The sequence below is a fragment of the Streptomyces sp. NPDC020299 genome, assembly GCF_044387825.1.
In the GTDB taxonomy this organism is placed as follows: Bacteria; Actinomycetota; Actinomycetes; order Streptomycetales; family Streptomycetaceae; genus Streptomyces.
The window spans coordinates 375,541-400,214 of sequence record NZ_JBIRWL010000006.1 but is presented as its reverse complement, the minus strand read 5'-3'; the positions used below and the strand labels follow the sequence as shown (position 1 = coordinate 400,214).

The 24,674-nt window shown below is 72.2% G+C and carries 23 protein-coding genes; 4 read left to right on the top strand and 19 right to left on the bottom strand.

Going from position 1 to position 24,674, the window contains the following annotated elements; translation table 11 throughout:
- Window positions 1-39: 39 nt before the first annotated feature.
- On the bottom strand, window positions 40-1,323 hold the full coding sequence (locus ACH45E_RS18660; RefSeq protein ID WP_361441260.1) for an alginate lyase family protein: 1,284 nt from the start codon (window positions 1,321-1,323) through the stop codon (window positions 40-42).
- Between the two features lie 123 nt (window positions 1,324-1,446).
- Between ACH45E_RS18660 and ACH45E_RS18655 the strand changes: the two genes are divergently transcribed.
- The 3 genes from ACH45E_RS18655 to ACH45E_RS18645 all read left to right on the top strand — a co-directional run bounded on the left by ACH45E_RS18655 (window position 1,447) and on the right by ACH45E_RS18645 (window position 4,890).
- Window positions 1,447-2,847, top strand: coding sequence for a solute carrier family 23 protein (locus ACH45E_RS18655; RefSeq protein WP_361441257.1), 1,401 nt, complete (start codon window positions 1,447-1,449; stop codon window positions 2,845-2,847).
- A gap of 400 nt (window positions 2,848-3,247) precedes the next feature.
- The gene (locus ACH45E_RS18650) at window positions 3,248-3,934 is read left to right on the top strand and encodes a DUF5995 family protein (protein ID WP_361441254.1); all 687 of its coding nucleotides are present in this window, start codon (window positions 3,248-3,250) and stop codon (window positions 3,932-3,934) included.
- 26 nt (window positions 3,935-3,960) lie between these two features.
- Window positions 3,961-4,890, top strand: coding sequence for an LLM class F420-dependent oxidoreductase (locus ACH45E_RS18645; protein ID WP_361441251.1), 930 nt, complete (start codon window positions 3,961-3,963; stop codon window positions 4,888-4,890).
- Between the two features lie 7 nt (window positions 4,891-4,897).
- On the opposite strand, the gene ACH45E_RS18640 is transcribed toward ACH45E_RS18645, so the two are convergent.
- The 12 genes from ACH45E_RS18640 to fmt all read right to left on the bottom strand — a co-directional run bounded on the left by ACH45E_RS18640 (window position 4,898) and on the right by fmt (window position 17,326).
- A complete protein-coding gene (locus ACH45E_RS18640; RefSeq protein WP_361441248.1) occupies window positions 4,898-6,595 on the bottom strand; it encodes an NAD(P)/FAD-dependent oxidoreductase in 1,698 nt (565 codons plus the stop codon).
- Window positions 6,596-6,645: 50 nt separating this feature from the next.
- On the bottom strand, window positions 6,646-7,434 hold the full coding sequence (locus tag ACH45E_RS18635) for a carbon-nitrogen hydrolase family protein (protein ID WP_361441245.1): 789 nt from the start codon (window positions 7,432-7,434) through the stop codon (window positions 6,646-6,648).
- A gap of 40 nt (window positions 7,435-7,474) precedes the next feature.
- Complete coding sequence (locus ACH45E_RS18630; protein ID WP_361441242.1) at window positions 7,475-8,080, bottom strand: DUF742 domain-containing protein; 606 nt, start codon at window positions 8,078-8,080, stop codon at window positions 7,475-7,477.
- Between the two features lie 46 nt (window positions 8,081-8,126).
- Window positions 8,127-8,579 (bottom strand): Lrp/AsnC family transcriptional regulator, encoded by a 453-nt coding sequence (locus tag ACH45E_RS18625; protein WP_361441239.1) that lies wholly within the window; start codon window positions 8,577-8,579, stop codon window positions 8,127-8,129.
- A 27-nt stretch (window positions 8,580-8,606) separates the two neighbouring features.
- Window positions 8,607-10,082 (bottom strand): amino acid permease, encoded by a 1,476-nt coding sequence (locus ACH45E_RS18620; protein WP_361441236.1) that lies wholly within the window; start codon window positions 10,080-10,082, stop codon window positions 8,607-8,609.
- A gap of 250 nt (window positions 10,083-10,332) precedes the next feature.
- A complete protein-coding gene (locus ACH45E_RS18615; protein ID WP_361441233.1) occupies window positions 10,333-11,775 on the bottom strand; it encodes a GuaB1 family IMP dehydrogenase-related protein in 1,443 nt (480 codons plus the stop codon).
- 132 nt (window positions 11,776-11,907) lie between these two features.
- On the bottom strand, window positions 11,908-12,222 hold the full coding sequence (locus ACH45E_RS18610; protein WP_361441230.1) for a barstar family protein: 315 nt from the start codon (window positions 12,220-12,222) through the stop codon (window positions 11,908-11,910).
- 34 nt (window positions 12,223-12,256) lie between these two features.
- Window positions 12,257-13,300 carry a sugar-binding domain-containing protein gene (locus ACH45E_RS18605; RefSeq protein ID WP_361441227.1) on the bottom strand — a complete coding sequence of 348 codons (1,044 nt, stop codon included), beginning with the start codon at window positions 13,298-13,300 and terminating at the stop codon, window positions 12,257-12,259.
- 89 nt (window positions 13,301-13,389) lie between these two features.
- Entirely contained in the window at window positions 13,390-14,076 is a 687-nt protein-coding gene (gene rpe, locus ACH45E_RS18600) for a ribulose-phosphate 3-epimerase (RefSeq protein WP_361441224.1), read from the bottom strand.
- 75 nt (window positions 14,077-14,151) lie between these two features.
- Window positions 14,152-14,814 (bottom strand): GAP family protein, encoded by a 663-nt coding sequence (locus tag ACH45E_RS18595; RefSeq protein ID WP_361441492.1) that lies wholly within the window; start codon window positions 14,812-14,814, stop codon window positions 14,152-14,154.
- An 81-nt stretch (window positions 14,815-14,895) separates the two neighbouring features.
- Window positions 14,896-16,314 carry a transcription antitermination factor NusB gene (locus tag ACH45E_RS18590; RefSeq protein WP_361441221.1) on the bottom strand — a complete coding sequence of 473 codons (1,419 nt, stop codon included), beginning with the start codon at window positions 16,312-16,314 and terminating at the stop codon, window positions 14,896-14,898.
- Window positions 16,315-16,396: 82 nt separating this feature from the next.
- Window positions 16,397-17,326: a methionyl-tRNA formyltransferase gene (gene fmt, locus ACH45E_RS18585; protein WP_361441218.1), complete on the bottom strand. Its 930-nt coding sequence runs from the start codon at window positions 17,324-17,326 to the stop codon at window positions 16,397-16,399.
- A 254-nt stretch (window positions 17,327-17,580) separates the two neighbouring features.
- On the opposite strand from fmt, the gene ACH45E_RS18580 reads away from it, so the two are divergent.
- Window positions 17,581-18,123, top strand: coding sequence for a hypothetical protein (locus ACH45E_RS18580; protein WP_361441215.1), 543 nt, complete (start codon window positions 17,581-17,583; stop codon window positions 18,121-18,123).
- 85 nt (window positions 18,124-18,208) lie between these two features.
- Here ACH45E_RS18580 and ACH45E_RS18575 read toward each other — a convergent pair whose 3' ends face one another.
- The 6 genes from ACH45E_RS18575 to ACH45E_RS18550 all read right to left on the bottom strand — a co-directional run bounded on the left by ACH45E_RS18575 (window position 18,209) and on the right by ACH45E_RS18550 (window position 24,558).
- A complete protein-coding gene (locus tag ACH45E_RS18575; RefSeq protein ID WP_361441212.1) occupies window positions 18,209-20,368 on the bottom strand; it encodes a primosomal protein N' in 2,160 nt (719 codons plus the stop codon).
- Between the two features lie 126 nt (window positions 20,369-20,494).
- A complete protein-coding gene (gene metK / locus ACH45E_RS18570) occupies window positions 20,495-21,703 on the bottom strand; it encodes a methionine adenosyltransferase (protein WP_361441209.1) in 1,209 nt (402 codons plus the stop codon).
- 250 nt (window positions 21,704-21,953) lie between these two features.
- Window positions 21,954-23,156 carry a bifunctional phosphopantothenoylcysteine decarboxylase/phosphopantothenate--cysteine ligase CoaBC gene (gene coaBC / locus ACH45E_RS18565; protein WP_361441206.1) on the bottom strand — a complete coding sequence of 401 codons (1,203 nt, stop codon included), beginning with the start codon at window positions 23,154-23,156 and terminating at the stop codon, window positions 21,954-21,956.
- A 100-nt stretch (window positions 23,157-23,256) separates the two neighbouring features.
- Window positions 23,257-23,529, bottom strand: a complete 273-nt coding sequence (rpoZ, locus tag ACH45E_RS18560) for a DNA-directed RNA polymerase subunit omega (RefSeq protein WP_005319902.1) — start codon at window positions 23,527-23,529, stop codon at window positions 23,257-23,259.
- 51 nt (window positions 23,530-23,580) lie between these two features.
- Window positions 23,581-24,174: a guanylate kinase gene (gmk, locus tag ACH45E_RS18555; RefSeq protein WP_361441203.1), complete on the bottom strand. Its 594-nt coding sequence runs from the start codon at window positions 24,172-24,174 to the stop codon at window positions 23,581-23,583.
- A gap of 60 nt (window positions 24,175-24,234) precedes the next feature.
- On the bottom strand, window positions 24,235-24,558 hold the full coding sequence (locus tag ACH45E_RS18550; protein ID WP_003977346.1) for an integration host factor: 324 nt from the start codon (window positions 24,556-24,558) through the stop codon (window positions 24,235-24,237).
- Window positions 24,559-24,674: the final 116 nt, after the last annotated feature.

The following is a 24,674-nucleotide window of genomic DNA, read 5'->3' as shown; positions in this document are numbered from 1 at the left end:
CATCCTAAGCGAGCGCTCAGCAGCCCTGCCCGGGGCGGGTCAGCCCGCTATCGAGTCCAGCTGCTCGGCGGCGGGCCGCAGCGCCCAGAGGTCGCCGCCGGGCGGGGCCTGAAGCCCGGGCACCGCCTTCCGGGCCGCCCCGTCCCCGGCGTCGGCGGCGGCGTGCACGACGTCGCTCGCCGCGTACCGGTGGAACTCCAGCTCGGGGTGGGTCCAGGCGGCGGCACCGGTGGCGGCGGGGATCAGGTAGTCGACCGCCTTGGACAGGCCCTGTCCCTCGGGCCCCCGGTAGGTCCACAGATCCACGCCGACGTGGCGCCCGATGGCGGCGAGCCGGGTGTAGGCGACCAGGTCGAAGGTCGAGTAGTGCCAGCTCCGGGTGCGCGCGAGCTCCTGCGGCTGGCTGCCGTCGGCGGCGATCTGCGGGTCGATCCGCTTGGCGCGTGCGTCGAGGACGGTCCGCCGCGCCAGGGCCTTGTCGCCGGTCGCGTACGCGAGGGCGGCGAGCTGCATGTCGTAGAAGGTGCCGTGGTTGTTGGCGGCGGCCCCCTCCTGCGTGCCGAAGTCGCTGTTCTTCAGCCAGTCGCGGAAGTCGACGTTCCACTTCCCCATCGCGGTCCGGTCCTTCGCGGACCAGCCGGGGGCGCCCGTGGCCAGGATCGCCTGCGCGTCGAGGACGCTGGTGTAGGACTGCGAGAAGTCGATGATGCCGATGGCCCGGCCGTCGTACTTGCACGGGATGAACTGGGCGTGGTTCAGGTTCGGGTTCATCCGGGTGGCCGGGTCGAGGAACCAGGTGCGCAGGATCTGCCCGGCCTTCTCGGCGTAGCTCCGCCTGCCGGTGTAGTACCAGGCGAGGGAGAGGTCGTACGTGGAGTCGAAGACCTTCTCGGCGTCCTGCCGGTCCGTGCCGCTGTCGACCTCCGGGTTCCGCTGTCCGTCGCGCTGGACGTAGGGGCAGCCCCAGGGATTGGCCGCGGTGGGGGGCGTGCTGGGCCACCAGTACGGGGCCTGGCTCAGGTAGTCGTGGACGTCGCCGCCGGGCGCCGGCTTCGGTTTGTCGACGACCGTCCAGGGTCCCTGGCCGAGCCAGGCGTCGGCGCGGGCGGTCAGGGCCTTCAGCGCGCGCCCGAGTCGCGGGTCGCCGTGGTCCAGGCGGGCGCGGGCCTGCTGGAGGCGCGCGCCGTCGAGGACCACCGTCCGGGGCGCCTTGGGCGCCGCGTGGGCGACGGGCACGAGCACGGCGGTGAAGGCCGCCGCGGCCGCCAGCAGCACGGGCAGCCGGCCCGCCGTGGCCGCACGGGATCCGGATCTTCCACTCATCAAGGCACTCCGATCAGAAATGTGAACGCAGTTCATGAGTAGGACCGTGTGAGCGTAGAACCGCCAGCTACCCGTGACAATGGTCCGGACCGACTTCACGTACTAGGAAAGCGAAGCCTCACCATGGACCTCGGCGTCCGCTGGAAGCTGCACGGAGACGGGCGCACACCCGTGCCCGGAGCGGTCGTACGCCCCGACGAACGGCTGTCCTGGCCGCGCACGGTGGGCCTCGGCGCCCAGCACGTGGTCGCGATGTTCGGGGCGTCCTTCGTCGCGCCTGTTCTGATGGGCCTCGACCCCAACCTGGCGATCATGATGTCCGGCGTCGCGACCGTGATCTTCCTGCTCGCCACGCACGGCCGGGTGCCGAGCTATCTCGGCTGCTCGCTGTCCTTCGTGGGCGTGGCCGCGGTGATCAGGGCGCAGGGGGGCACGAGCGCGACCGTGACCGGCGCGGTCTTCGTCGTCGGTGCGGCGCTGTTCCTGGCGGGGCTGGCCGTACAGCGCTTCGGGGCGCGGATCATCCACGCCACGATGCCGCCGATCGTCACCGGCGCGGTCGTCATGCTGATCGGCTTCAACCTCGCCCCGGTGACCGCCTCCACCTACTGGCCGCAGGACCAGTGGACCGCGCTGCTGGTGATGCTCTTCACCGGTCTGGCCGTCGTCGGCCTGCGCGGCTTCTGGTCCCGGGTCGCGATCTTCCTGGGCCTGGTCTTCGGGTACGGCCTCTCCTGGGCCTGCGACCGGATCTTCGGGAAGATCCACTCGGTGGACGCGAGCGGCAGGGTCACCGACCACTGGCGCCTCGACCTCTCCGGTGTCGGCAGGGCCGACTGGATCGGGCTGCCGTCGTTCCACGGGCCGTCCTTCCAGTGGTCGGCCATCCTCGTCGCCCTGCCGGTCGTCATCGCCCTGGTCGCGGAGAACGCCGGGCACGTCAAGGCGGTCGGCGAGATGACCGGCCACCGGCTGGACGACAAGCTGGGCACGGCGATCTCGGCCGACGGCGTCGCGTCGATGCTGTCCACCGCGGTGGGCGGCCCGCCCAACACCACGTACTCCGAGAACATCGGCGTGATGGCCGCGACCCGGGTCTACTCGACGGCCGCCTACTGGGCCGCCGCGGGCTTCGCGGTGCTCTTCGGGGTCTGCCCGAAGTTCGGCGCGGTCGTCGCGGCCGTCCCGGGCGGTGTGCTCGGCGGCATCACCGTCATCCTGTACGGCATGATCGGCCTGCTGGGCGCCCAGATCTGGACCAACGCCGGGGTCGACCTGCGCAATCCGCTCAACCTCGTCCCGGCCGCCGCGGGCATCATCATCGGCGTCGGCAACGTCACGATGAAGTTCACCGGCACCTTCTCGCTCAGCGGCATCGCCCTCGGCACGCTGGTCACCATCACCGGCTACCACGCCCTGCGCGCCTTCGCCCCCGCCCACCTCAAGCCCCAGGAGCCGCTGCTCGACGAGGGCACGTCGTCCTACGACGAGCAAGCGGCGGCCCGCACCGAACCGGGGGCGTGACGAGTCCCGGGCGTTCACAGGGTCGACCCACGCGTCGCAGGCGAGGAGGCCGGGGCCGCGGCCGGGCTGACGTACGGAACGAGCACCGGGGCCCCGCGCGACCGCACCGGAGACGACCGCCTGAACCGGGCCACGATGGCCGACGGAGCGCAGCCACCGAGCCGGACAACGGCCGACCGGCCCAGCGGGACTCCACGAGCATGACAGCGGCCGTCTCGACACCCCCCGCCGCGAAGGGCGCGGGTGCGCCGGGCGCCGCGGGTGGCCCGGGGGGAGGCGGGCGGGTAAGCCTGGCAGGGGGCTGGCCCCGCCTGTCCCGGAATCGCCCGGGTTCCCCCGTTCCGGGGAAGCGTCGGGCCGGTCGGCTCCGGTGGCGGACCGGGGCTGGGACGCTTCCCCCATGGCGCAGTTGAAGCACCTCACCCCCTCCGTCGAGGCCGTCGTCTCCCGTATGCGTGCCCTGGACGGCACCCTGCCCGCGCGCGACGGGATCGCGGTGTTCAACCGCGTCTACCTGGCCGTCACCGAGGAGGTCGAACGGCGCCTGCACGCCGGGGCGTTCTCGGACGTACGGGCCGCGACCGCGCTGGACGTACGGTTCGCCGAGCGGTACCTCGCCGCGGTCGACGCGGTGGCGGACGACCGCCGCCCGCCGGCCTGCTGGCGGCCGTTGTTCCAGCTCCGCCGCCATCCCGGCGTACGGCCTATGCAGTTCGCCCTGGCGGGCATCAACGCACACATCGGTCACGACCTGGCGCTGGCCGTAGTGGACACCTGCCGTGCCCTGGGCTGCGAACCGGCCGATCTGGAGGACGAGTTCGACCGCGTCGGCGACCTCCTCGTGGCGCTGGAGGAGCGCATCCGCGAGGATCTGATGCCGGGCCCCGACCTGCTCCAGATCGCCGACCCGCTCACCCATCTGCTGGGCTCCTGGAGTCTGGAGCGCGCCCGGGAGGCGACCTGGTCGGCCGCTCGGGCACTGTGGGCGTTGCGCCGGTTCGAGGACCTGGCCGAGGAGTTCACCGACCGGCTGGACTCGGCCGTCGGCTTCGCCGGCCGCATGCTGCTCACGCCGCTCGCGGACTGACCCGGGCCGGAAGGGACACACGGCACATGGCGACCAGGCTCGGCCTCGGCCTTCCGCAGAACCGGCAGTACGACCTCGGCAGGGACGTACCCGACGTGGCCCGCACCGCCGAGCGCATCGGGTACGACAGCCTGTGGGTGTACGAGCGGGCACTGTTCGCGGAGCCCGCCACCCAGGGCCTGTACGGCATCCCCGGCCTGGCCTGGCCCGACGCCTACCGGAGCGTGGCCGATCCGCTGGTCACCCTCACCCTCGCGGCGGCGGTCACCGAGCGGGCCCGCCTGGGCACCAGTGTGCTGGTCGCGCCGCTGCGCATGCCCTTCCAGCTGGCCAGGACCCTCGCCTCGCTGGACGCGGCGAGCGGCGGCAGGGTCGTCGCGGGCCTGGGCACCGGCTGGTCCCTGGACGAGTACGCGGCCTGTGCGGTCCGGCCCTTCGAGGAGCGCGGCCGGGTCCTGGACGAGGTGATCGACGTGTGCCGGGCGGTCTGGGGCCCGGACCCGGTCCGCTACGAGGGCGACATCACGAGGATCGCCCCGGCCGTGGTCGGCCCCAAGCCCGCCCGGCCGATCCCGATCCTGCTGCCCGCGACCAGCCGGAAGGCACAGCGCCGCCTGGTCGACCGCGCCGACGGCTGGATGCCGGTGGGAACGGGCGTCCGGCGCACCGCCGCCCTGTGGGACGACCTGCGGGATCTGGCGGCCGAGCGCGGCCGGAAGGAGCCGATCCAGACGGTGCTCAGGGTCAACGCGGTGTACACGTCCAGGCCGTACGACGGTGACGACCGCCGCCCCTTCCAGGGCAGCGCCGACCAGATCGTCGAGGATCTCCGCCCGTACGCCGCGATCGGCCTGGAGGAGATCCTGATCGACCTGCAGACCACTCCGCGGGACGCCCAGGAGCTCAAGGACGTCGCCGCGGAGGTCTACGCGAGGGCACGCGCGGCCGGAGTGTGAACGCCGGTCAGTCCTCCGGGAGTTCGACCGGGGCGATCTCGTCGTAGACGTCACCGGGGCCGGGGTTGACCGGGTCGGTGGCACCGCCGAGGTGGTGCATGACGCCCCACACCGCGTTCAGCGCGGTCTGGATCGCGCCCTCGGCCCAGCCGGCCGTCCAGGAGATGTCGTCACCGGCGAGGAAGATGCCCCGCTTTTCCTCGGGCAGCCGGTCCTGCATGAAGTGGGTGAACAGACGCCGCTGGTAACGGTAGTGGCCGGGCAGGTTGGCCTTGAACGCGCCCATGAAATAGGGCTCGTTCTCCCAGGAGACGGTCACCGGGTTGCCGATGACGTGCTTCCGGATGTCGACCTTCGGGTAGATCTCGCCGAGCGACTTCAGCATGACCTCCATCCGCTCGTTCGCGGACAGCGGCAGCCACTTCAGGCTGTCGTCGCACCAGGTGTAGGAGAGGCAGATGACGGCGGGCTTGTCCGGGCCGTCGTCGAGGAGGTAGGTGCCCCGGGTCATGCGGTCGGTGAGCGTCATCGACATGACGTCCCGGCCCGTGACCTCGTCCTTGTCGAGCCAGAAAGGCCGGTCAACCGGCACGAAGAGCTTGCTGGACTCCATGTAGTGCGTGCGCTCGATCGCCGTCCAGTGGTCGATCGGGAACAGCGAGTCGTCACAGGCGATCTTCGACAGCAGCATCCAGGACTGGGCGGTGAAGACCGCCGCCTTGTACGTGCGGATGTCACCCTTCGCGTCCGTCACCGTGATCTGGTTGCCCGCGGTGCGGTGCAGCCGGGTCACGGCCGGGCGGGGCTCGCCGTCCACGTGCAGGGACGCCAGCGAGGTGCCGTACGGCCAGTGGACGATCTTCTCCGGCTCGCGCCGCCACAGCCGCAGCGGAAGCTGCTGGGAGCCGCCGACGATGCCGCGGTGGTGGTCGTCGGCCTCGGTGTAGACGACCCGCAGGATCTCCAGGATGGAGTTGGGGAAGTCGGTGTCCCAGCCGCCGGTGCCGAAGCCGACCTGGCCGAAGATCTCGCGGTGGCGGAAGGACCTGAAGGCCTCGGAGTCGCAGAGGAAGCCGTAGAAGGTCTGGTTGTCGAGCCTCTCGACGAGCTTCGCCCAGATCTCGCGGATGCGCGGCACGTCCCGCTCGCGCAGGGCGCGGTTCATGTCGGAGAAGTCGGCGCCCTCCTCCAGGCACTTGTTCCAGGCGTCGGCGACATCGCGGTAGACCTGCGGCAGGTCGTCGATCGTCTCGGCGTAGTGCGACTCGCCCTTGAGGTCGACGACGGTCGACGGGGTCGCCTCCGCGAGGGGGTTGGGGAAGGGCCGGGTCTCCAGGCCCACCAGGTCGATGTAGTGCTGGAGGGCGGTGGAGGACGGCGGGAAGCGCATCGCGCCCATCTCGGCGGTCAGCGACGGGTCGCAGCCCTCGAAGCCGACCGTCCGCAGCCGGCCGCCGAGCTGGTCGGCCTCGTAGACGACGGGCTTGAGGCCCATCTTCATCAGCTCGTAGGCGGCCACGATGCCGGACAGGCCGCCGCCGATGACCGCCACCTCGGCGCCGTGCTCGGTCGCCGGGATCTGGCCGAGGCCTGCCGGGTGGGCGAGGAAGTCGTCGTAGGCGTAGGGGAAGTCCGGACCGAACATGGTGATCGGCGGCTGCTGCTCGTCTGCGTGCTCGACGGCGTTGGGCACCGTGGACGTCATGGGGTACGGACTCCTTGCGCGGGGGTGACTCGGGAAGGGGCTTGGGGGGGTCAGACGAGGGACCCGTACAGACCGGGGCGCCGGTCCTTCAGGTACGGGTTCGCCTCACGGGAGGCGGCCAGGAAGGCGGGGTCGACGTCGGCGACCATCAGCTCCTCGCCGCGGCCGGCACGGGTGCGGGCGATGCCGTCGGGGCCAGCGAGGGCGGAGAGCCCGAAGAACTCGAACTCACCCTCGTGACCGACCCGGTTCACGTACGCCACGTACATCTGGTTCTCCCAGGCACGCACCGGCACCATGGCCTCGGCGACGAACTGGAAGGGGTGCATGTTCGCCGTCGGCACGACGAGCAGGTCGGTGCCGGCCAGGGCGTGGGCGCGCGCGTTCTCCGGGAACTCGACGTCGTAGCAGATCATGATGCCGACGGTCAGGCCGCCCAGCCGGGCCTGGACGAGCGACTGCTCGCCCGGGGTGAAGTGGTCGCGCTCGGCGCAGCCGAAGAGGTGGGTCTTGCGGTAGTTCGCGAGGCGGGTGCCGTCGGCGGAGACGAGCTGGGCGGAGTTGTAGACCGTGTCGCCGTCCCGTTCGGGGTAGCCGTAGGTGATCGCCAGGCCGTGCCGGGCGGCGATGTCGGCGATCGCGTGGGCGGAGTCTCCGTCGGCGGGCTCGGCGAGGCGGCCGATGTCGTCGCCGATCGCGTACCCGGTCAGGAACATCTCCGGCGCGGCCAGCAGCGCGGCACCCGAGGCGGCGGCGCGGCCCGCGGCGGCGTCGAGAACCTTGAGGTTCTCGGCGGGGAAGCCGGGGCGGCCGGAGCTCTGGAGCAGGGCGGTGCGCATGCGTGGTCCTCACCGGGGCGGAGGGGGGTTCTGGGGTCAGTTAGACGGTACGGTCGCCGGGCTCGGCCGGACAAGAAGAAGCCGTTGCGCGCCAGTGAGCGGTTCGTTGCGCGCACCACGGGCCGGGCGGCGATTCGTTGCGCGTGGTGACGGTCCCCCGGGGACTATGGCTCTCGGAGCAGTTCGGGATCGGCTGCCTGGCCCGTCGCGGCGAGGTAGCGCGGCGAGGCTCATCGATGCGCATCAGTCCCGCCTCGGCCAGGTCGCCGCGGAGCACGCGGACGACGGTCGGGGGCAGGTCGGCGTCCGCGGCCGGTTCGACGACCGGGCGCGGGCCGCGGCGCACCAGGGCGAACAGGGGACCAGCAGCGTCACAGGGCGGGGACGGTGGATGGTGAATCGGTATATCCACCGGGCGGGGACAGCGAGGTCCTACGACCGCTCCGGCGCGGCGCGCTACGCCCGCCTGGTCGGGTGTGCCGGCCTCACGGCGTCCGGTCTCCGAGCGCCGGCCGTGGGGTCCGTGTTTCCGAGCTTCCGGGTGACGACGTACGCCTTGATCCTCCGCCTCACCCCGGCGGGCCCGGGCACGCACGGGTGCGCGGAGACCCGGGCGCGTCGCCCCGCGCCCCCAGGCGCGCTCCATCTGCGGCTCGGGTCACCATGGCCGAGGCCCCGGGGCCCGGCCAGGGTCAGGTCGGTGAGCCCGACGAGAAGCGTCTCAGCAGCGGCGACAGCACCAGTACCGACTTGGTCCGTTCCACGAACGGCTCGCCCGCGATCCGCTCCAGCACCCGCTCGAAGTGGCGCATGTCGGAGGCGAAGACCTGGACGATCGCGTCCGCGTCCCCGGTGACGGTGGACGCGGCCACGACCTCCTGGTAGCGCTCGAGGCCCCGCTGGATCGTCTCCGGCGAGGTGTTGCGCCGACAGTAGATCTCGATGAACCCCTCGGTCTCCCAGCCGAGCGCCGCCGGGTCCACCCGGACGGTGAACCCGGTGATGGCTCCGGTGGCGCGCAGCCGGTCCACGCGCCGCTTCACGGCGGGCGCCGACAGGCCGACCAGCTGCCCGATGTCCGCGTAGGAGCGGCGGGCGTCCTCGGCGAGGGCGTGCACGATGCGTTCGTCGAGTTCGTTCAGCACAGTGGTTCGTTCAGCACAGTGGGTCGATCACTTCTCGGATGATGCGGGGGTGGCGAGCCGGGACCGGCGGTAGCCGTACCCGAAGTAGATCACGAGCCCCACCACCATCCAGCCACCGAAGACCACCCAGGTGACGGCGGACAGGCTGCCCATCATCCACACGCACAGGGCGAGGCCCAGCAGCGGCAGCACCGGCGACAGCGGCACCCGGAAGGTGCGGGGCATCCCCGGACGGGTCCGGCGCAGCACCACGACGGCGATGTTGACCAGCGAGAAGGCGAACAGGGTGCCGATGCTGGTGGCGTCGGCGAGCTGACCGAGCGGGATGGCGGCCGCCAGGACACCGCAGAACAGGGAGACGATCACCGTGTTGGCGCGGGGCGCGCCGGTCTTCGGGTGGACCCTGGCGAAGACCTTGGGCACGAGGCCGTCCCGGGACATCGCGAAGAGGATGCGGGTCTGGCCGTACAGCACCGTCAGCACGACGCTCGCGATGGCGATGACCGCGCAGGCGGCGAGCAGGGTGCCCCAGAAGGTCTGCCCGGTCACCTCGCGCATGATCTGGGCGAGCGCGGCCTCGGAGTCGTTGAACCGCCGCCAGGGCTTGGCGCCGACGGCGACGGCCGCCACGAGGACGTACAGCGCGGTCACGATGACCAGCGACAGCATGATGGCGCGCGGCAGGTCGCGCTGCGCGTCCTTCGCCTCCTCACCGGCGGTGGAGGCCGCGTCGAAGCCGATGTACGAGAAGAACAGCGTCGCTCCGGCCGCGCTCACCCCGGTCATGCCCAGCGGCATGAAGTTCTCGTAGTTGCCCGAGCGGAAGCCCTGGATGCCGATGGCGCAGAACAGCACCAGCGCGGCGATCTTCACGCACACCATGACGGTGTTGGCGCGCGCGGACTCCTTGGCGCCGCCGAGCAGGAACGCCATGGCGAGGAGTACGACGATCAGCGCGGGCAGGTTGAAGACGCCGCCGTCGCCGGGCGGGGCCGACAGGGCGTCCGGGATGGTGACGCCGATGGTGCCGTCGAGCAGCTCGTTGAGGTACTCGCCCCAGCCGACGGCCACGGCGGCGACCGACACGCCGTACTCCAGCACCAGGCACCAACCGCAGACCCAGGCGATCAGCTCGCCCATCGTTGCGTATGCGTACGAGTACGAGGAGCCGGAGACCGGGATGGTGCCCGCCAGCTCGGCATAGGACAGGGCCGAGAAGAGCGCCGTGAGCCCGGCGATCACGAAGGACAGCGTGACGGCCGGACCGGCCTTGGGGACGGCCTCGCCGAGGACGACGAAGATGCCGGTGCCGAGCGTGGCACCGATGCTGATCATGGTCAGCTGCCACAGTCCGAGGGAGCGCCTGAGGGTGCCTCCCTCGCCCTGTCCGCCCTCCGCGACCAGGCGTTCCACGGGCTTGCGACGCATCAGGCGCGCGGCGACGCCCGGGGACGCGGGGGCGGTGGCTCTGCTGTCGTGCGGGGGTGCGCCTTGGTCGAGCACGCGTGGGCTCCTTCATCGCTGCCGGTCAGGGCGGCGGGGACCCGGCGGCGTCCCGGCGAGGGCGGGGACCCGACGAGCGGGGTCCCCGCCACACCACGTACAGGTGAGCACCCTATGAGCCGACCCTTCACGGACGTAATGCAGCGACCTTGCGCATCCCCGCAAGATCATTGCGTTCATCGCGACGCGGTGCCCATTCGTTGCGCACCGGCTGCCGGCCGTCGCACGGCTCGCCGCACTCGCGCGCCGGTCAGCTCCAGCTGTTGTGCAGCGGCTTGCCCTCGGCATAGCCCGCGGCGCTCTGGATGCCGACGACGGCCTTCTCGGCGAACTCCTCCAGGGAGGCGGCGCCGGCGTAGGTGCAGGAGGAGCGGACGCCCGCGATGATCGAGTCGATCAGGTCCTCGACGCCGGGGCGGGCCGGGTCGAGGAACATGCGGGAGGTCGAGATGCCCTCCTCGAACAGCGCCTTGCGCGCGCGGTCGTACGCCGACTCCTCGGAGGTGCGGTTGCGCACCGCGCGCGCGGAGGCCATGCCGAACGACTCCTTGTACGGGCGGCCGTTCGCGTCGTGCTGGAGGTCACCCGGCGACTCGTAGGTGCCCGCGAACCACGAGCCGACCATCACGTTCGACGCGCCGGCCGCCAGGGCCATCGCCACGTCGCGCGGGTGCCGGACGCCGCCGTCGGCCCAGACGTGCTTGCCGTACTTCTTCGCCTCCGCCGCGCACTCCAGGACGGCGGAGAACTGCGGCCGGCCCACACCGGTCATCATCCGGGTGGTGCACATGGCGCCGGGACCGACGCCGACCTTGACGATGTCGGCGCCCGCCTCGACGAGGTCGCGCACACCCTCGGCGGCCACGATGTTGCCGGCCACGATCGGCACCCGGGGGTCGAGGGCGCGGACCAGCTTGATCGCGCTGATCATCGACTCCTGGTGGCCGTGTGCGGTGTCGATGACGAGCGTGTCCACGCCCGCGTCCAGCAGTTGCTTGGCCTTGCCCGCCACGTCGCCGTTGATGCCGACGGCGGCGGCGACGCGCAGCCTGCCCCGCTCGTCGGTCGCTGGGGTGTACAGGGTCGCGCGCAGGGCGCCCTTGCGGGTGAGGATGCCGGCCAGCCTGCCGTCCTTGTCGACGGCCGGGGCATAGCGCCGGTTGGCCCCGTCGAGCCGGTTGAAGGCCTCGGTCGGGTCGATGTCGGCGTCGAGCAGCAGCAGGTCCTTGGACATGACCACTTCGAGCTGGGTGAAGCGGTCGACGCCGGTCAGGTCCCGGTCGGTGACGACACCGATCGGCCGGTGCTCGTCGTCGACGACGACACCCGCGTTGTGCGCCCGCTTGGGCAGCAGGGACAGCGCGTCGGCGACGGTCTGGTGCGGGGCCAGCACGATCGGGGTGTCGAGGACCAGGTGGCGGCTCTTCACCCAGGAGACGACGTCGGTGACGACCTCGATCGGGATGTCCTGCGGCACGACCACCAGGCCGCCGCGGCGGGCCACCGTCTCGGCCATGCGGCGGCCGGCGATGGCGGTCATGTTGGCGACGACGAGCGGGATGGTGGTGCCCGTGCCGTCCGGGGCGCTGAGGTCCACGGCCTGACGCGAGCCCACCGCGGAGCGGCTCGGCACCATGAACACGTCGTCGTACGTCAAGTCGTACGCGGGCCGGATGTCATTGAGGAAACGCACGTGCTGCACATCCCAGTCGATCAGAGGCGGCCCCCGGACAGGTCAGCCAGGGGGAAAGAGCACGTACTTCATTGTCCCATGCGGGCCCCCGCGCCATGCCCTGGCACATCATCCAGGCTGGTCAGAGGGGGTCTAGGAGGAACCTCCAAGGGTCAGTGCCACGGACAGTGCCGGGGTCCGGTCCGCCGCCTCGGTGAACAGTTCCCGTGCGGTCCTCCACTCCTCGGGGCGGGCCCGCGCGTACGTCTGCCAGTCGCGTACGACGAGGAGCAGGCCGCGCTCGCCGGCGTCCTCGGGCCAGACCGTGTGGTCGGAGAGGCTGTCGGCGAGCGCGTCCCAGTTGCGGCCGAACCAGTCGGGCAGGCCCAGGGCGCGGACGCAGCGGTCCATCAGGCCCGCCTTGTCCGTGACCCCGGCGAGGTCGAGCGTGACCACGCGTTCCGTCATCCCGGCACCACCCGTGTCGTAGTGATCGCGGCCGTCAGGAGCCGTCGGGGTCCGTCCGGCCCAGGGCGGACTTCGGCGTCGGGCCCGCGGTCATCAGGTAGTCCGCCGCGGAGGTGTCCGTCACCAGGCTGGTGACGAGCCCCGAGCGCAGTACCGCGTCGATCGCCGCCGCCTTGCGCTGCCCGCCGGCGATCGCCACGACCTCGGGGATGCGGCGGAGCTGGTCGGCCTTGACCGTGATGCACCGCTCCCCCAGGTCCCGGCCGACCCGGCGGCCATCGGCGTCGAAGAGGTGCGCGGACATCTCGGCGGCGACACCGAGCGAGGCGTAGTGCGCCCGCTCCTCGTCGCTGAGCATGTCGTGGACCGTCGAGATGCCCGGCTCCCAGGAACCGATGGAGACGCAGGCGACCGTTACCTTGTCGAAGTACTCGAAGGCGCGGGCGATCCCGGTCTGGTGGCGCAGTGCCCCCGCCGTGGCCGCGTCCGGCAGCAGCATCGGCGCGTAGATGGGGTGCGCGTCGCCGCCGGACACCTGGGCGGCGCGGCGCACCGCCTCGACCGAGCCGCGCTCGGCGGTCCCGGCGTCGTACACGCCCGTCAGCTGCACCACCGTGCAGGGTGGCAGCCGGTCGAGCGCCGCCGCCATGTGGATGGTGGAACGGCCCCAGGCCAGTCCCAGCACGTCCCCCTCGTCGACGAGCTCGCCGAGCAGGTCGGCGGCGACCTCCCCCAGGTTCTCGGGGTCGGGGGTCTCCTCCGCCTCGGCCGGGGACTCGACCACGACGGCGTGCCTGAGGCCGTAGCGGGCGCGGAGCGCGTCGGAGCGCTCGGCGTCCAGTTCGGCCGGGACTCGGATCTCGATGCGTACGAGGTCCCTTTCGAGGGCAGTCTCAAGTACCCGGGCCACTTTGAAGCGGCTGACGCCGAACTCCTCCGCGATCTGGATCTTGGACTTGCCCTCGAGGTAGAAGCGGCGGGCCATGGCCGCCGCCTGCACCAGCTCAGCGGGTCCCATCCGCATGGCTGACCGGCCCGCCGACATACCCGACACGGCGATCTCCTCACTGCTGTTCACACTCTGGATTCGCCGTTCATCCTTGCAGATTCGGCGCGCTTGATCTGCCCTGATGGGGGCCGTTCACGTAGCTGTGGCCCAAGAGCCGTCTAGTGGTCGCAGGCCCAGGACGCCTTGGCGGTGGCCGCCTCCGCCTGGGTGCGTAGTGCACGTACCGCTTCTGCCGGGTCCTTCGCCCCGTAGACGGCCGAACCGGCGACGAAAACGTCCGCTCCGGCGTCCGCGCACCGCTCGATCGTCGTGGCCGAGACGCCTCCGTCGACCTGCAGCCACAGCTCGAGACCGTGCTTGTCGATCAGCTCGCGGGTGCGGCGGATCTTGGGAAGCATGATGTCCAGGAACGCCTGCCCGCCGAATCCCGGTTCAACCGTCATGATCAGCAGCATGTCGAGCTCGGGCAACAGATCCTCGTAGGGCTCGATGGGCGTCGCGGGCTTGAGCGCCATGGCGGCGCGGGCGCCCTTGGCCCGGATCTCGCGGGCGAGCCGGACGGGCGCGGCGGCCGCCTCGACGTGGAAGGTGACGGACGAGGCACCCGCTTCCACGTACTGCGGCGCCCAGCGATCCGCGTCCGCGATCATCAGATGGCAGTCCAGCGGCGTGTCCGTCGCACGGGCCAGGGACTCTACGATCGGCACGCCGAGCGTCAGGTTCGGGACGAAATGGTTGTCCATGACGTCGACGTGGAGCCAGTCGGCTCCCTGGACCGCCTTCGCCTCGTCCGCGAGGCGGGCGAAGTCGGCGGACAGGATGCTGGGGTTGATCTGCACGGCCATGACCCAAGCCTCCCATGTTCTTGCACGGTTGTTCGCGCCGGTACGAACCTGGAACGCCCGCCGGGCCGCCACGCGTCATCCGGTGAGCTGGTAGATGCTCTTCCCGGTGAGCCAGAAGCCCAGCACCAGGCACCCGACCACGATCGCCCGCTCCTGGTGGTCCTCCACCCAGGAGCGCAGTCTCAGCAGACGGGCCGTCGCGACCGCCGGGGAGAAGACGACGTACAGCTCGGTGGACAGCAGGCTCGCGGTGGCGAGCAGGCAGAAGGCGAACAGGGCGAGCCAGGACAAGAGGTGGGACAGGTCCGCCGACACCACCGTCGTGGCCCCCGCGGCCACCAGGCCCCACGGTTGCAGGAGCACCGCGAGCCCCGCGGCCGACCACATGCCGGTGCGGTCCGTCTCCGACGTCAGGCTCGCGGCGGCGGGCGCCCGGGCCCGCGCGGGACCGGCCACCATCCCCCGGCGCCGGTGCTCGCCGTAGAGGACGAGGACCACGCCGATGAGGAGCTTGGCCGCGAGCGCCGCGACGGAGGGCGGAGACCGGGGTGGCGGGGGCTGCCCGCCGGTCAGGGTGAGGACGATCGCCAGCACCGCGACCAGGCAGGCGAGCCAGCTCAGGATGAAGACCAGCCCCTTCCACACCCCCCGCGCCGACGCGACCAGCAGGACGAACGCCATGAGGGGCAGGGGGTCGAGCGTGATCGCCAGAGCGATCAGCAGCAGGTCGAGCAGCACGGCGACTCCCACGTGCGGGGACACCATGAGGTTATGAGGGGACCGTGGACCTCACATCCCTTGACGCGCCGCGTACGGCGGTCAGCCGGTCCGGCGGATCAGGGCCAGGTACATCGCGTCGGTGCCGTGCAGATGGGGCCACAGCTGTACGTCGGGGCCCTCGCCGAGTGCCGGGACGCCTGGAAGGAGGGGGCGGGCGTCGAGGAGCTCGGTGTCCGGGTGCTGCTTGAGCACGTCCTCGACGACGGCCCGGGTCTCGGCGAGGTGCGGCGAGCAGGTGGCGTAGCCGACGACGCCGCCGACCCGCACCGCGTCCAGCGCGCCGCGCAGCAGGGCACGCTGCAACGGTGCGAAGTTCTCCAGGTCCTCCGGGCGTCGCCGCCAGCGGGCCTCGGGCCGCCGGCGCAGGGCGCCCAGGCCGGTGCACGGCACGTCCACCAGCACCCGGTCGAAGCTGGCGGGCCGCCACGGCGGCCGGGTCCCGTCGGCGGCGATCACCTGGTACGGCCCGGGGTTGCCGGCCAGCGCCTTGGCCACCAGCCCGGCGCGGTGCGGCTGCTTCTCGGAGGCGAGCAGCGTCGCCCCGCGTCCGGCGGCGAGCGCACCGAGCAGCGCGGCCTTGCCGCCGGGCCCGGCGCAGCCGTCGAGCCACCTCTCGTCCGGCCCCTCCAGCGGCGCGTTCGCCAGCGCGAGGGCGACGAGCTGGCTGCCCTCGTCCTGTACCCCGGCCCGGCCCTCCCGCACCGCTTCCACGGCACCCGGCTCGCCGCCCTCGGTGAGCCGCACGGCGTACGGCGACCAGCGGCCGGGCACGGCGGCCTCCTCGCGGAGCAGTTCCTCGGTCGTGGCCCGCCCGGGACGGGCGACCAGGGTGACCTCGGGCCGCTCGTTGTCGGCCGCCAGCAGGTCCTCGATCCCGGCGCGCCCGCCGCCGAGCGAGTCCCACAGCGCGGAGACGACCCAGCGGGGGTGGGAGTGCACGACGGCGAGGTGGTCCTCGGGGTCCTCGTCGTAGGGCGGCGCGATCTTCGCCAGCCAGCCGTCGAGGTCGTCCTGCGCCACCTTGCGCAGCACGGCGTTGACGAACTTCGCCCGCCCGTCGCCGAGCACGACCCGGGCCAGCTCGACGGAGGCGGACACGGCGGCGTGCGTCGGGATCCGCGTCCCGAGCAGCTGGTGCGCGCCGAGGCTGAGCACGTCGAGGACGGGCGGGTCGACCTCCCTGAGCGGCCGGTCGACGCAGGCGGCGATGACGGCGTCGTACGTCCCCTGCCGGCGCAGCGTCCCGTACACCAGCTCCGTGGCCAGCGCCGCGTCCCGCGCGTCGAAGTCGCCCTTCTCCCGCGCCTTCCTCAGCAGCGGCGGCAGTACGAGGTTGGCGTACGCGTCCCGCTCGTCCACGGCGCGCAGCGCCTCGAAGGCGAGCATGCGGACGGGGTCCTTCTGGGGACGGCGGTAGGGCTTGGCGGGCTTACGGGGCCGACGGGGCTGGTCGCTCACGAAAAAGGTGCTCCGGGTGTGGGATGGGAATGCGGTGTCCAGCGTACGTCCGGCCGGCACCGGCGAAATCGGGCCGGGCGCCTCAGCCCAGCGTCTCCGCGTCCGCGATGCGCACACCCCGGGCCCAGTCCGCCGCGCGCATCGGCTTCTTGCCCTGGGCCTGCACCCAGAGCAGCTCCACGGCGTACGAACCGGTTCCGGCGTGCACGCTGTTCTTGCCGACCGCCAGCCGCCCCGGGGCGAGGTCCGTCCGCTCCGGCACGGGCGCGACCTGGATGAGCTTGAGCCGCTCGCCGCGGAACGTGGTCCAGGCGCCGGGCGCCGGGGTGCAGCCGCGCACGACCCGGTCCACGCGGAGCGCGGGGGCCGACCAGTCGACCTGGGCGTCCTCGACGGTGATCTTGGGGGCGAGGGTGATTCCGTCGGCGGGCTGCGGTACGGCCTTCAGCGTGCCGTCCTCGATGCCGTCCATCGTGGCGGCGAGCAGCCCGGCGCCCGCGAACGCCAGCCGGGTGAGCAGATCGCCGCTGGTGTCGGTGGGCCGGACCTCCTCGGTGACGGTCCCGTAGACCGGGCCCGAGTCCAGTCCCTCCTCGATGAGGAAGGTGGAGGCCCCGGTGATCTCGTCCCCCGCCATGAGGGCGTGCTGCACGGGGGCCGCCCCGCGCCAGGCCGGCAGCAGCGAGAAGTGCAGGTTGACCCAGCCGTGCGCGGGGACGTCGAGGGCCACCCTGGGCAGCAGGGCGCCGTAGGCGACGACGGGACAGCAGTCGGGCGCGATCTCCCTGAGCCGCTCCAGGAACTCCGGGTCCCGCGGCCTGACGGGCTTCAGCACCTCGATCCCGGCCTCCGCCGCGCGTTCGGCCACGGGAGACGCGATCAGCCTGCGTCCCCGCCCGGCCGGGGCGTCGGGGCGCGTGACGACGGCGGCCACCTCGTGCCGCCCGGAGGCGAGAAGAGCGTCCAGAGCGGGAACGGCGACCTCGGGGGTACCGGCGAAGACGAGCTTCATGGGTGGCAACGGGCCTCTCGGGCGGCGATTGACGGGCAACGCACAAGTCTATGCCGTGATCATCGACCGCGAACGGCAAGCCGCCGACGGCGGGCGACGGGTGGTGCGCGGGTGGGAGAACGGCGTACGCCCAAGCCCACACGCCCCCACCCCGTTACCAGCGGAGCGCACACGCGTTGGTCAAGACAGAGTTGACCACATCGGGGCGCTTTCGCGGCCCAATTCCTTTCAACGCCGGTTCGAGAGGCTTGTTCATGGCCGACCACGCAACCCACGACGCCCAGGCCCGTGCCAGCCTGCACTTGCTGGTGCGGGACATCGAGCGGGTCCGCCGGCAGGTGGACGCACTGCGCACGCTCACCGCCCAGCTGGGCAACGTCTACCGCCCGCGCCGCTCCGGCCCCTCCACGGGCTTCGTCGTCTACGGACGCGCCCCCGCCCCGACGGTCCGTCTCGCCCAGGAACTCCGGGACAGTGTCGAAACCCTGGTCACGGCCGCCGTGGACTTCGACCGCTCACTCGGCTTCTCGTGGGACGCGGTGGGCTCCGCGCTCGGGGTCACCAAGCAGGCGGTCCACCGCCGCTATGGCGCCCGCCGCGCCGCGGCCCAGGCGGCCGCGGACGCCGAACGCTCGACGGAGCCGGCGGGCACCCGCACGCTCGATGTGAACACCGGTCTGCCCACGCTGCCCACGGTCCCGGCGGCCCGTTCGATGCCGACCCAGCCGACCGCGGGCAGCCCCACGCTCCGCGAAGAGGCCAGGACCACGACCTTCCCGGGACCGCGCAACGGCTGACCCCGGCGCTCCGGCCCGCACCCTGCCCTCCCGGCACACGCATCCGGGAGGGCGGCCGTATGCCCGGCCCGCCCCGCGCGTGGACCTACCCGATGTCCGGCGGGTCGATCCGCACCCGTACCGGCGCCTCCCCGCTCCCCCGCGCCATCCGCGCGGCCTGCGCCGCCTTCAGCGCGGACGCGAGAGCGGCCCCGCTGCCCGGCGGCACCCGGACCAGCGCCCGCTCCCAGCGCTCCCCGGGAGGCGGTGCCCCCGGCCGCCGGGGCCGCCCGGGAAGGGTGTCCGGCACCGGCACGGGCCCCAGCACCTCGGCGTCCGGCGGCAGTTCGACCGTACCGAGGAACTCCGCGACGGCCTGCGCCGTCCCCGTCACGGCCGCCATCCGCGACACCGGCGGGAACCCCAGCTCGGCCCGCTCGGCCAGTTCCCGCACCGCGTGCCCGACGGGATCCCAGCGCACCAGCGCCTGCACGGGCCGCAGCGTCGGCTCGGCGACCACGACCACGGTCCCGCCCTCACCCTGCGGGCGCACCAGCGCCGAGGCCCCGATCCAGCGCCGCAGCGCGTCCTCACTCGCGCGCAGGTCGGGCCGGCCGAGCATGGCCCAGCCGTCCAGCAGCAGGGCCGCCGCGTAGCCGCCCTCGGCGACCGGCTCGGCCCCCGGTGTGCTCACCACCAGCGCGGGCGCGGACGGCACCGTGTCCAGCACGTGCTCACGGCCGGAGGTCCGCACGGGCACGGCGGGAAAGGCCCTGCCCAGTTCCTCGGCGGTCCGCCGCGCCCCGACCACCTGGGCGCGCAGCCGGAAGCTCCCGCACTCCGGGCAGTGCCAGGCGCCCTCCTCGCGTCCGCACCAGCCGCAGCGCGGAGCCCCGGCGTCCCGCCCCTCGAGCGGCCCGGAGCAGTGCCGGCAGCGCGCGGGCGCCCGGCACTGCGCACAGGCCATGCGGGGCACGTATCCCCGCCGGGGCACCTGCACCAGGACCGGCCCGTGCCGCAGTCCCTCCCGGGCGGCCTGCCAGGCGAGCGTCGGCAGCCGGGCGGCGCGGGCGGCCTCGTCGCGCCCCAGTTCGGCGTCCCCGACGGTACGCACCAGGGGCGCGGTCCGCCGCACCAGCTCACGCCCGGCGACCAGGGGCCGGGCCCAGCCGCTCTCCACGAGTTGCGCCGCCTCCACGGTGCAGCTCCAACTGCCCAGCAGAAAGCCGCACTTGTCCAGCGCGGCGCGCAGCAGCAGCACATCACGGGCGTGCGGCTGCGGGGCGTGCTGCTCGCTGTGGCTGTCGTCCCCGTCGTCCCAGACGGCGACGAGCCCGAGATCCCGCACCGGAGCGAACATGGCGGCCCGCGTCCCGACCACGGCCCGCACCGACCCGCGTCGCACGGCGAGCCATTGCGCGTACCGCTTCTCGGGCCCGGCGTCGGCGGTGAGCAGGGCGTGCCGCCCCGCGCCGAGCAGTGCGGTGAGCGCGGCATCGACCCGGGCGGCGGCCCGCCCGTCCGGTACGACGACGAGCGCGCCGCGCCCCGAGGCGAGCGTCGCGGCCACGGCCCGGGCCAGTTCCTCGCTCCACCCGGGCCCGGGCAGCGCGTTCCACACGGCGCGCGGCGCGCCCCCGGAGGCCAGTGACTCGACGAAGGCGGCCCCGCGCTCGTACCTGGTCCAGGACCCCGCGTCGGGCACCGCGGGCGGCGGCAGCGGTGCCGGCGACGGCCGCTGCTCGGCCCGCGCGCTGCGCGGCGGCACGGCCAGCTGGAGTACGTCGGCGAGGCTGCCCGCGTACCGGTCGGCGACGGCCCGCGCGAGCCCCAGCAGTTCCTCGCTCAGCACGGGTTCGGGCGAGACGACCTGGGCCAGCGCCGCCAGCGGCCCGGAGTAGTCCGACTCGGCCAGCCGCTCGACGAGAAACCCGTCGATGAGCCCCCCGCCCTCACGGCGCCCTTCCCGCACCCGGCCCCGCCCGGCCCCGAACCGCACCCGGACCCGCACCCCGGGCCGCGCCTGCTCGTCCAGTTCCTCGGGCACGGCGTAGTCGAAGTACCGGTCGAGATGGAGCACCCCCTTGTCGACCAGCACCCGCGCCACCGGCAGTTCCCCGGCCAGCGCGGCCCCCCGCCAGGTCCTCGGCTTGGCCCGCGGCGCCTTCGCCTTCCCCTGCCGGACGCCCTCCCGGATGAGCGCGAGCTGCTCCGCCGCCGGGGCCCCCTCGGTCCCGCCGTCCCCCTGCCCGTTCTCGCTGCTCACGCTTGCATTCTTACCAAACTCCACTGACAACCGGTGACCACCGGGGCGGGCCATGATCATCGCGGTGAAATGCCGGGGCCCGGCTCCCAGAGGGAAGCCGGGCCCCGGCGGGAAGCCGCGGTGGGCCTACAGGCCCACGGCCTTGCGCAGCGCGTCCACGCGGTCGGTGGTCTCCCAGGTGAACTCGGGCAGCTCGCGGCCGAAGTGGCCGTACGCCGCGGTCTGGGCGTAGATCGGGCGGAGCAGGTCGAGGTCGCGGATGATGGCGGCCGGACGGAGGTCGAAGACCTCGTCGATCGCCTTCTCGATCTTCTCGGGCTCGACCTTGTGGGTGCCGAAGGTCTCGACGAACAGACCGACGGGCTCGGCCTTGCCGATGGCGTAGGCCACCTGGACCTCGCAGCGGGAGGCCAGGCCCGCGGCGACGACGTTCTTCGCGACCCAGCGCATCGCGTACGCCGCGGAGCGGTCCACCTTGGACGGGTCCTTGCCGGAGAAGGCGCCGCCGCCGTGGCGGGCCATGCCGCCGTAGGTGTCGATGATGATCTTGCGGCCGGTCAGGCCGGCGTCGCCCATCGGGCCGCCGATCTCGAAGCGGCCGGTGGGGTTGACCAGCAGGCGGTAGCCCTCGGTGTCGAGCTTGATGCCCTCGTCGAGGAGAGCCTTCAGCTCGGGCTCGACGACGAACTCACGGATGTCGGGCGCCAGCAGCGACTCCAGGTCGATGTCGCTGGCGTGCTGCGAGGAGACGACGACCGTGTCGAGGCGGACGGCCTTGTCGCCGTCGTACTCGATGGTGACCTGCGTCTTGCCGTCCGGGCGCAGGTAGGGGATGGTGCCGTTCTTGCGGACTTCCGACAGGCGCTTCGACAGGCGGTGCGCCAGGAAGATCGGCAGCGGCATCAGGGTGGGCGTCTCGTCGGACGCGTAGCCGAACATCAGGCCCTGGTCGCCGGCGCCCTGCTTGTCGAGCTCGTCCTCGTCGCCCTCGACCCGGGACTCGTAGGCCGTGTCCACGCCCTGCGCGATGTCCGGGGACTGCGCGCCGATCGAGACGGACACGCCGCAGGACGCGCCGTCGAAGCCCTTCTTCGAGGAGTCGTAACCGATCTCGAGGATCTTGTTGCGGACCAGGTTCGCGATGTCCGCGTAGGTCTTGGTCGTGACCTCGCCGGCCACGTGCACCAGACCGGTCGTGATCAGCGTCTCCACGGCGACCCGGGAGGTCGGGTCCTCTCGCAGAAGCGCGTCGAGAATGGTGTCGCTGATCTGGTCAGCGATCTTGTCGGGGTGACCTTCGGTCACGGACTCCGAGGTGAACAGGCGACGGGACACAACGCTCCCTGGGGTTGCAGCGGCTGCTGGCTGATCATTGTCGGACGACGCGGGGAGCTGCGCCCGGCATCGTCCGAGAACAGTTTATCGGTCGCACTCTGCCGACGGCCCACCTGTCTCGCCTCTCGGGAGCCCTGTGACCTGCGACACGGGCATTCTGCCCAATGTGTGGCGGCCTTGACCAGGGCCGCCACGCGACAAAGTCATCTTTGACGCCGCCGCCGAACGACGGAAACGAAGCCCGTGACCATCAGCCCAGCCGCCCGCTCACGAGGTCCCAGACGATCTCGGCGAGGGCCTCCTTGGGACCGTGCGACACGGGTGTCTCGCTGCCGTCCGCACCCAGTACGACCGCCTCGTTCTCCTCGGAACCGAAGGTCTTCCGCTCCCCCACCTCGTTCACCACGAGGAAGTCGCAGCCCTTGCGCACCAGCTTCTTCCGGCCGTTGGCGAGGACGTCGTCCGTCTCGGCGGCGAAGCCGACGACGACCTGTCCGGGCCGGGGCCGTTCGGCCGATATCTCCGCCAGGATGTCCGGATTCCGCACGAGGGTGACCGGCTCGGGGTCCTGGTCGTCCTTCTTCTTGATCTTCCCGGCCGCGTAGGCCGCGGGACGGAAGTCGGCCACGGCGGCGGCCATGACCACGGCGTCGGCGTCGGCGGCCGCCTTCAGTACCGCCTCCCGCAGCTGGACGGCCGTGCCCACGGGGACGACGTCCACGCCGGCCGGGTCCGGCAGGCCGGTGTTCGCCGCGACCAGCGTCACCCGGGCGCCCCGCGCGGCGGCCGTACGGGCGAGGGCGTAGCCCTGCTTGCCGGAGGAGCGGTTGCCGAGGAAGCGGACCGGATCGAGGGGCTCACGGGTGCCGCCGGCGCTGACGACGACGTGCCGGCCGGTCAGATCCGGCTCCCGCACCCCACGGGCGAGGACCCGGCGGCAGACCTCGAATATCTCGGCGGGGTCGGGCAGCCGTCCCTTGCCCGTGTCGACGCCGGTCAGGCGGCCGACCGCCGGTTCGATGACGACGGCGCCCCGGCGGCGCAGCGTCGCCACGTTCTCCTGAGTGGCCGGGTGCTCCCACATCTCGGTGTGCATGGCGGGGGCGAAGACGACCGGGCAGCGGGCGGTGAGCAACGTGTTCGTCAGCAGGTCGTCGGCGAGGCCGTGGGCGGCCTTGGCGAGCATGTCGGCGGTGGCGGGGGCGACGATCACCAGGTCGGCCTGCTGGCCGATGCGGACGTGCGGCACCTCGTGGACGTCGTCCCAGACCTCGGTCGAGACGGGGTTGCCAGAGAGAGCGGACCAGGTGGCGGCGCCGACGAAGTGCAGCGCGGAGGCCGTCGGGACCACGCGGACATCATGCCCGGACTCGGTCAGCCTGCGCAGCAGCTCGCACGCCTTGTAGGCGGCGATGCCGCCGCTGACCCCCAGAACGACCTTCGGCTTGTCCACCGTCTCTCCCCGGCTCGGCACCATACGAGACCATCACACACCACAGGCCCGGCAGTCGGCCTGCCGGGCCTGTGGAAAAACTACCTGCGATGTGAAGGTACTACTGCGCCGGGCCCTCGATGGCCTCGGAGGTCAGCAGACCCGCGTTGATCTCGCGCAGGGCGATGGAGAGCGGCTTCTCGTGGACGTGGGTGTCCACGAGCGGACCGACGTACTCAAGGAGGCCCTCGCCGAGCTGCGAGTAGTACGCGTTGATCTGACGGGCGCGCTTGGCCGCGTAGATCACGAGGCTGTACTTCGAGTCGGTGGCCTCGAGGAGCTCGTCGATCGGCGGGTTGATGATGCCCTCGGGCGCGGTGATGGAAGAGGACACGCTCTACCTTCCGATGGATGGGAAAGAATCAGTTGATGGTGATCTTCACGATCACACAACGTCCATCAAGGCTAGCAGCTCGCGCGCCACGTCCTCGACGGAGGTGTTGACCAGGGTCTCGTCGAACTCCGGCTCGGCCGCCAGCTCGATCTTGGCCGCCTCCAGGCGACGCTCGATCACCTCGGGCGGCTCGGTGCCCCGGCCGGTGAGTCTGCGCACCAGCTCTTCCCAGGAGGGAGGAGCCAGGAACACCAGCTGCGCGTCGGACATGGACTCCCGGACCTGCCGGGCGCCCTGGAGGTCGATCTCCAGGAGGACCGGCACCCCGTCCTCCAGGTGCTCCAGCACGGCCTGGCGGGGCGTGCCGTAGCGGTTGCCGGCGAATTCGGCCCACTCCAGCAGCTCGCCGTTGGCGATCAGCTTGTCCATCTCGTCGTCCGTGACGAAGAAGTAGTGGACACCGTGCTTCTCGCCGGGGCGCGGCTTGCGGGTGGTCGCCGACACCGAGAGCCAGACCTCGGGGTGTTCCTTGCGCATATGGACGACGACCGTGCTCTTGCCGACCCCGGAGGGGCCGGAGAGCACGGTCAGCCGTGGACGTACGTCCGGGGGCTCGGGGGTCGTCCCCCGGAATGTTGCAGCCATGCAGCGATTATTCCAGCAATACCGGGTTGCCCGGGACGCCGGTCCCGGACTGTCCGGCGGTCAGGAGCCGGTGCTCCCGAACTCGCGCTCCAGAGAGGCGATCTGGTTGGAACCGAGGCCACGCACGCGACGACTCTCGGAGATCCCGAGTCGCTCCATGATCTGCTTGGCGCGGACCTTGCCCACGCCCGGGAGGGACTCGAGCAGGGCGGAGACCTTCATCTTGCCGATGACGTCGTTCTCCTGGCCCTGCTTGATGACCTCGTGAAGAGAGGCGCCGGAGTGCTTGAGTCGATTCTTGACCTCGGCCCGCTCCCGGCGAGCCGCGGCGGCCTTTTCGAGCGCGGCTGCGCGCTGTTCAGGGGTAAGGGGCGGAAGAGCCACGCCTACGTCACCTCGGATGTCGAACTGTCGGATACGGACCGGTGAGGAACCTAGTCGCCCCACACCTAGCGAGCCACGAGCAACACGCTCGCCCGTTGACTCTGCTCGGAGACTAG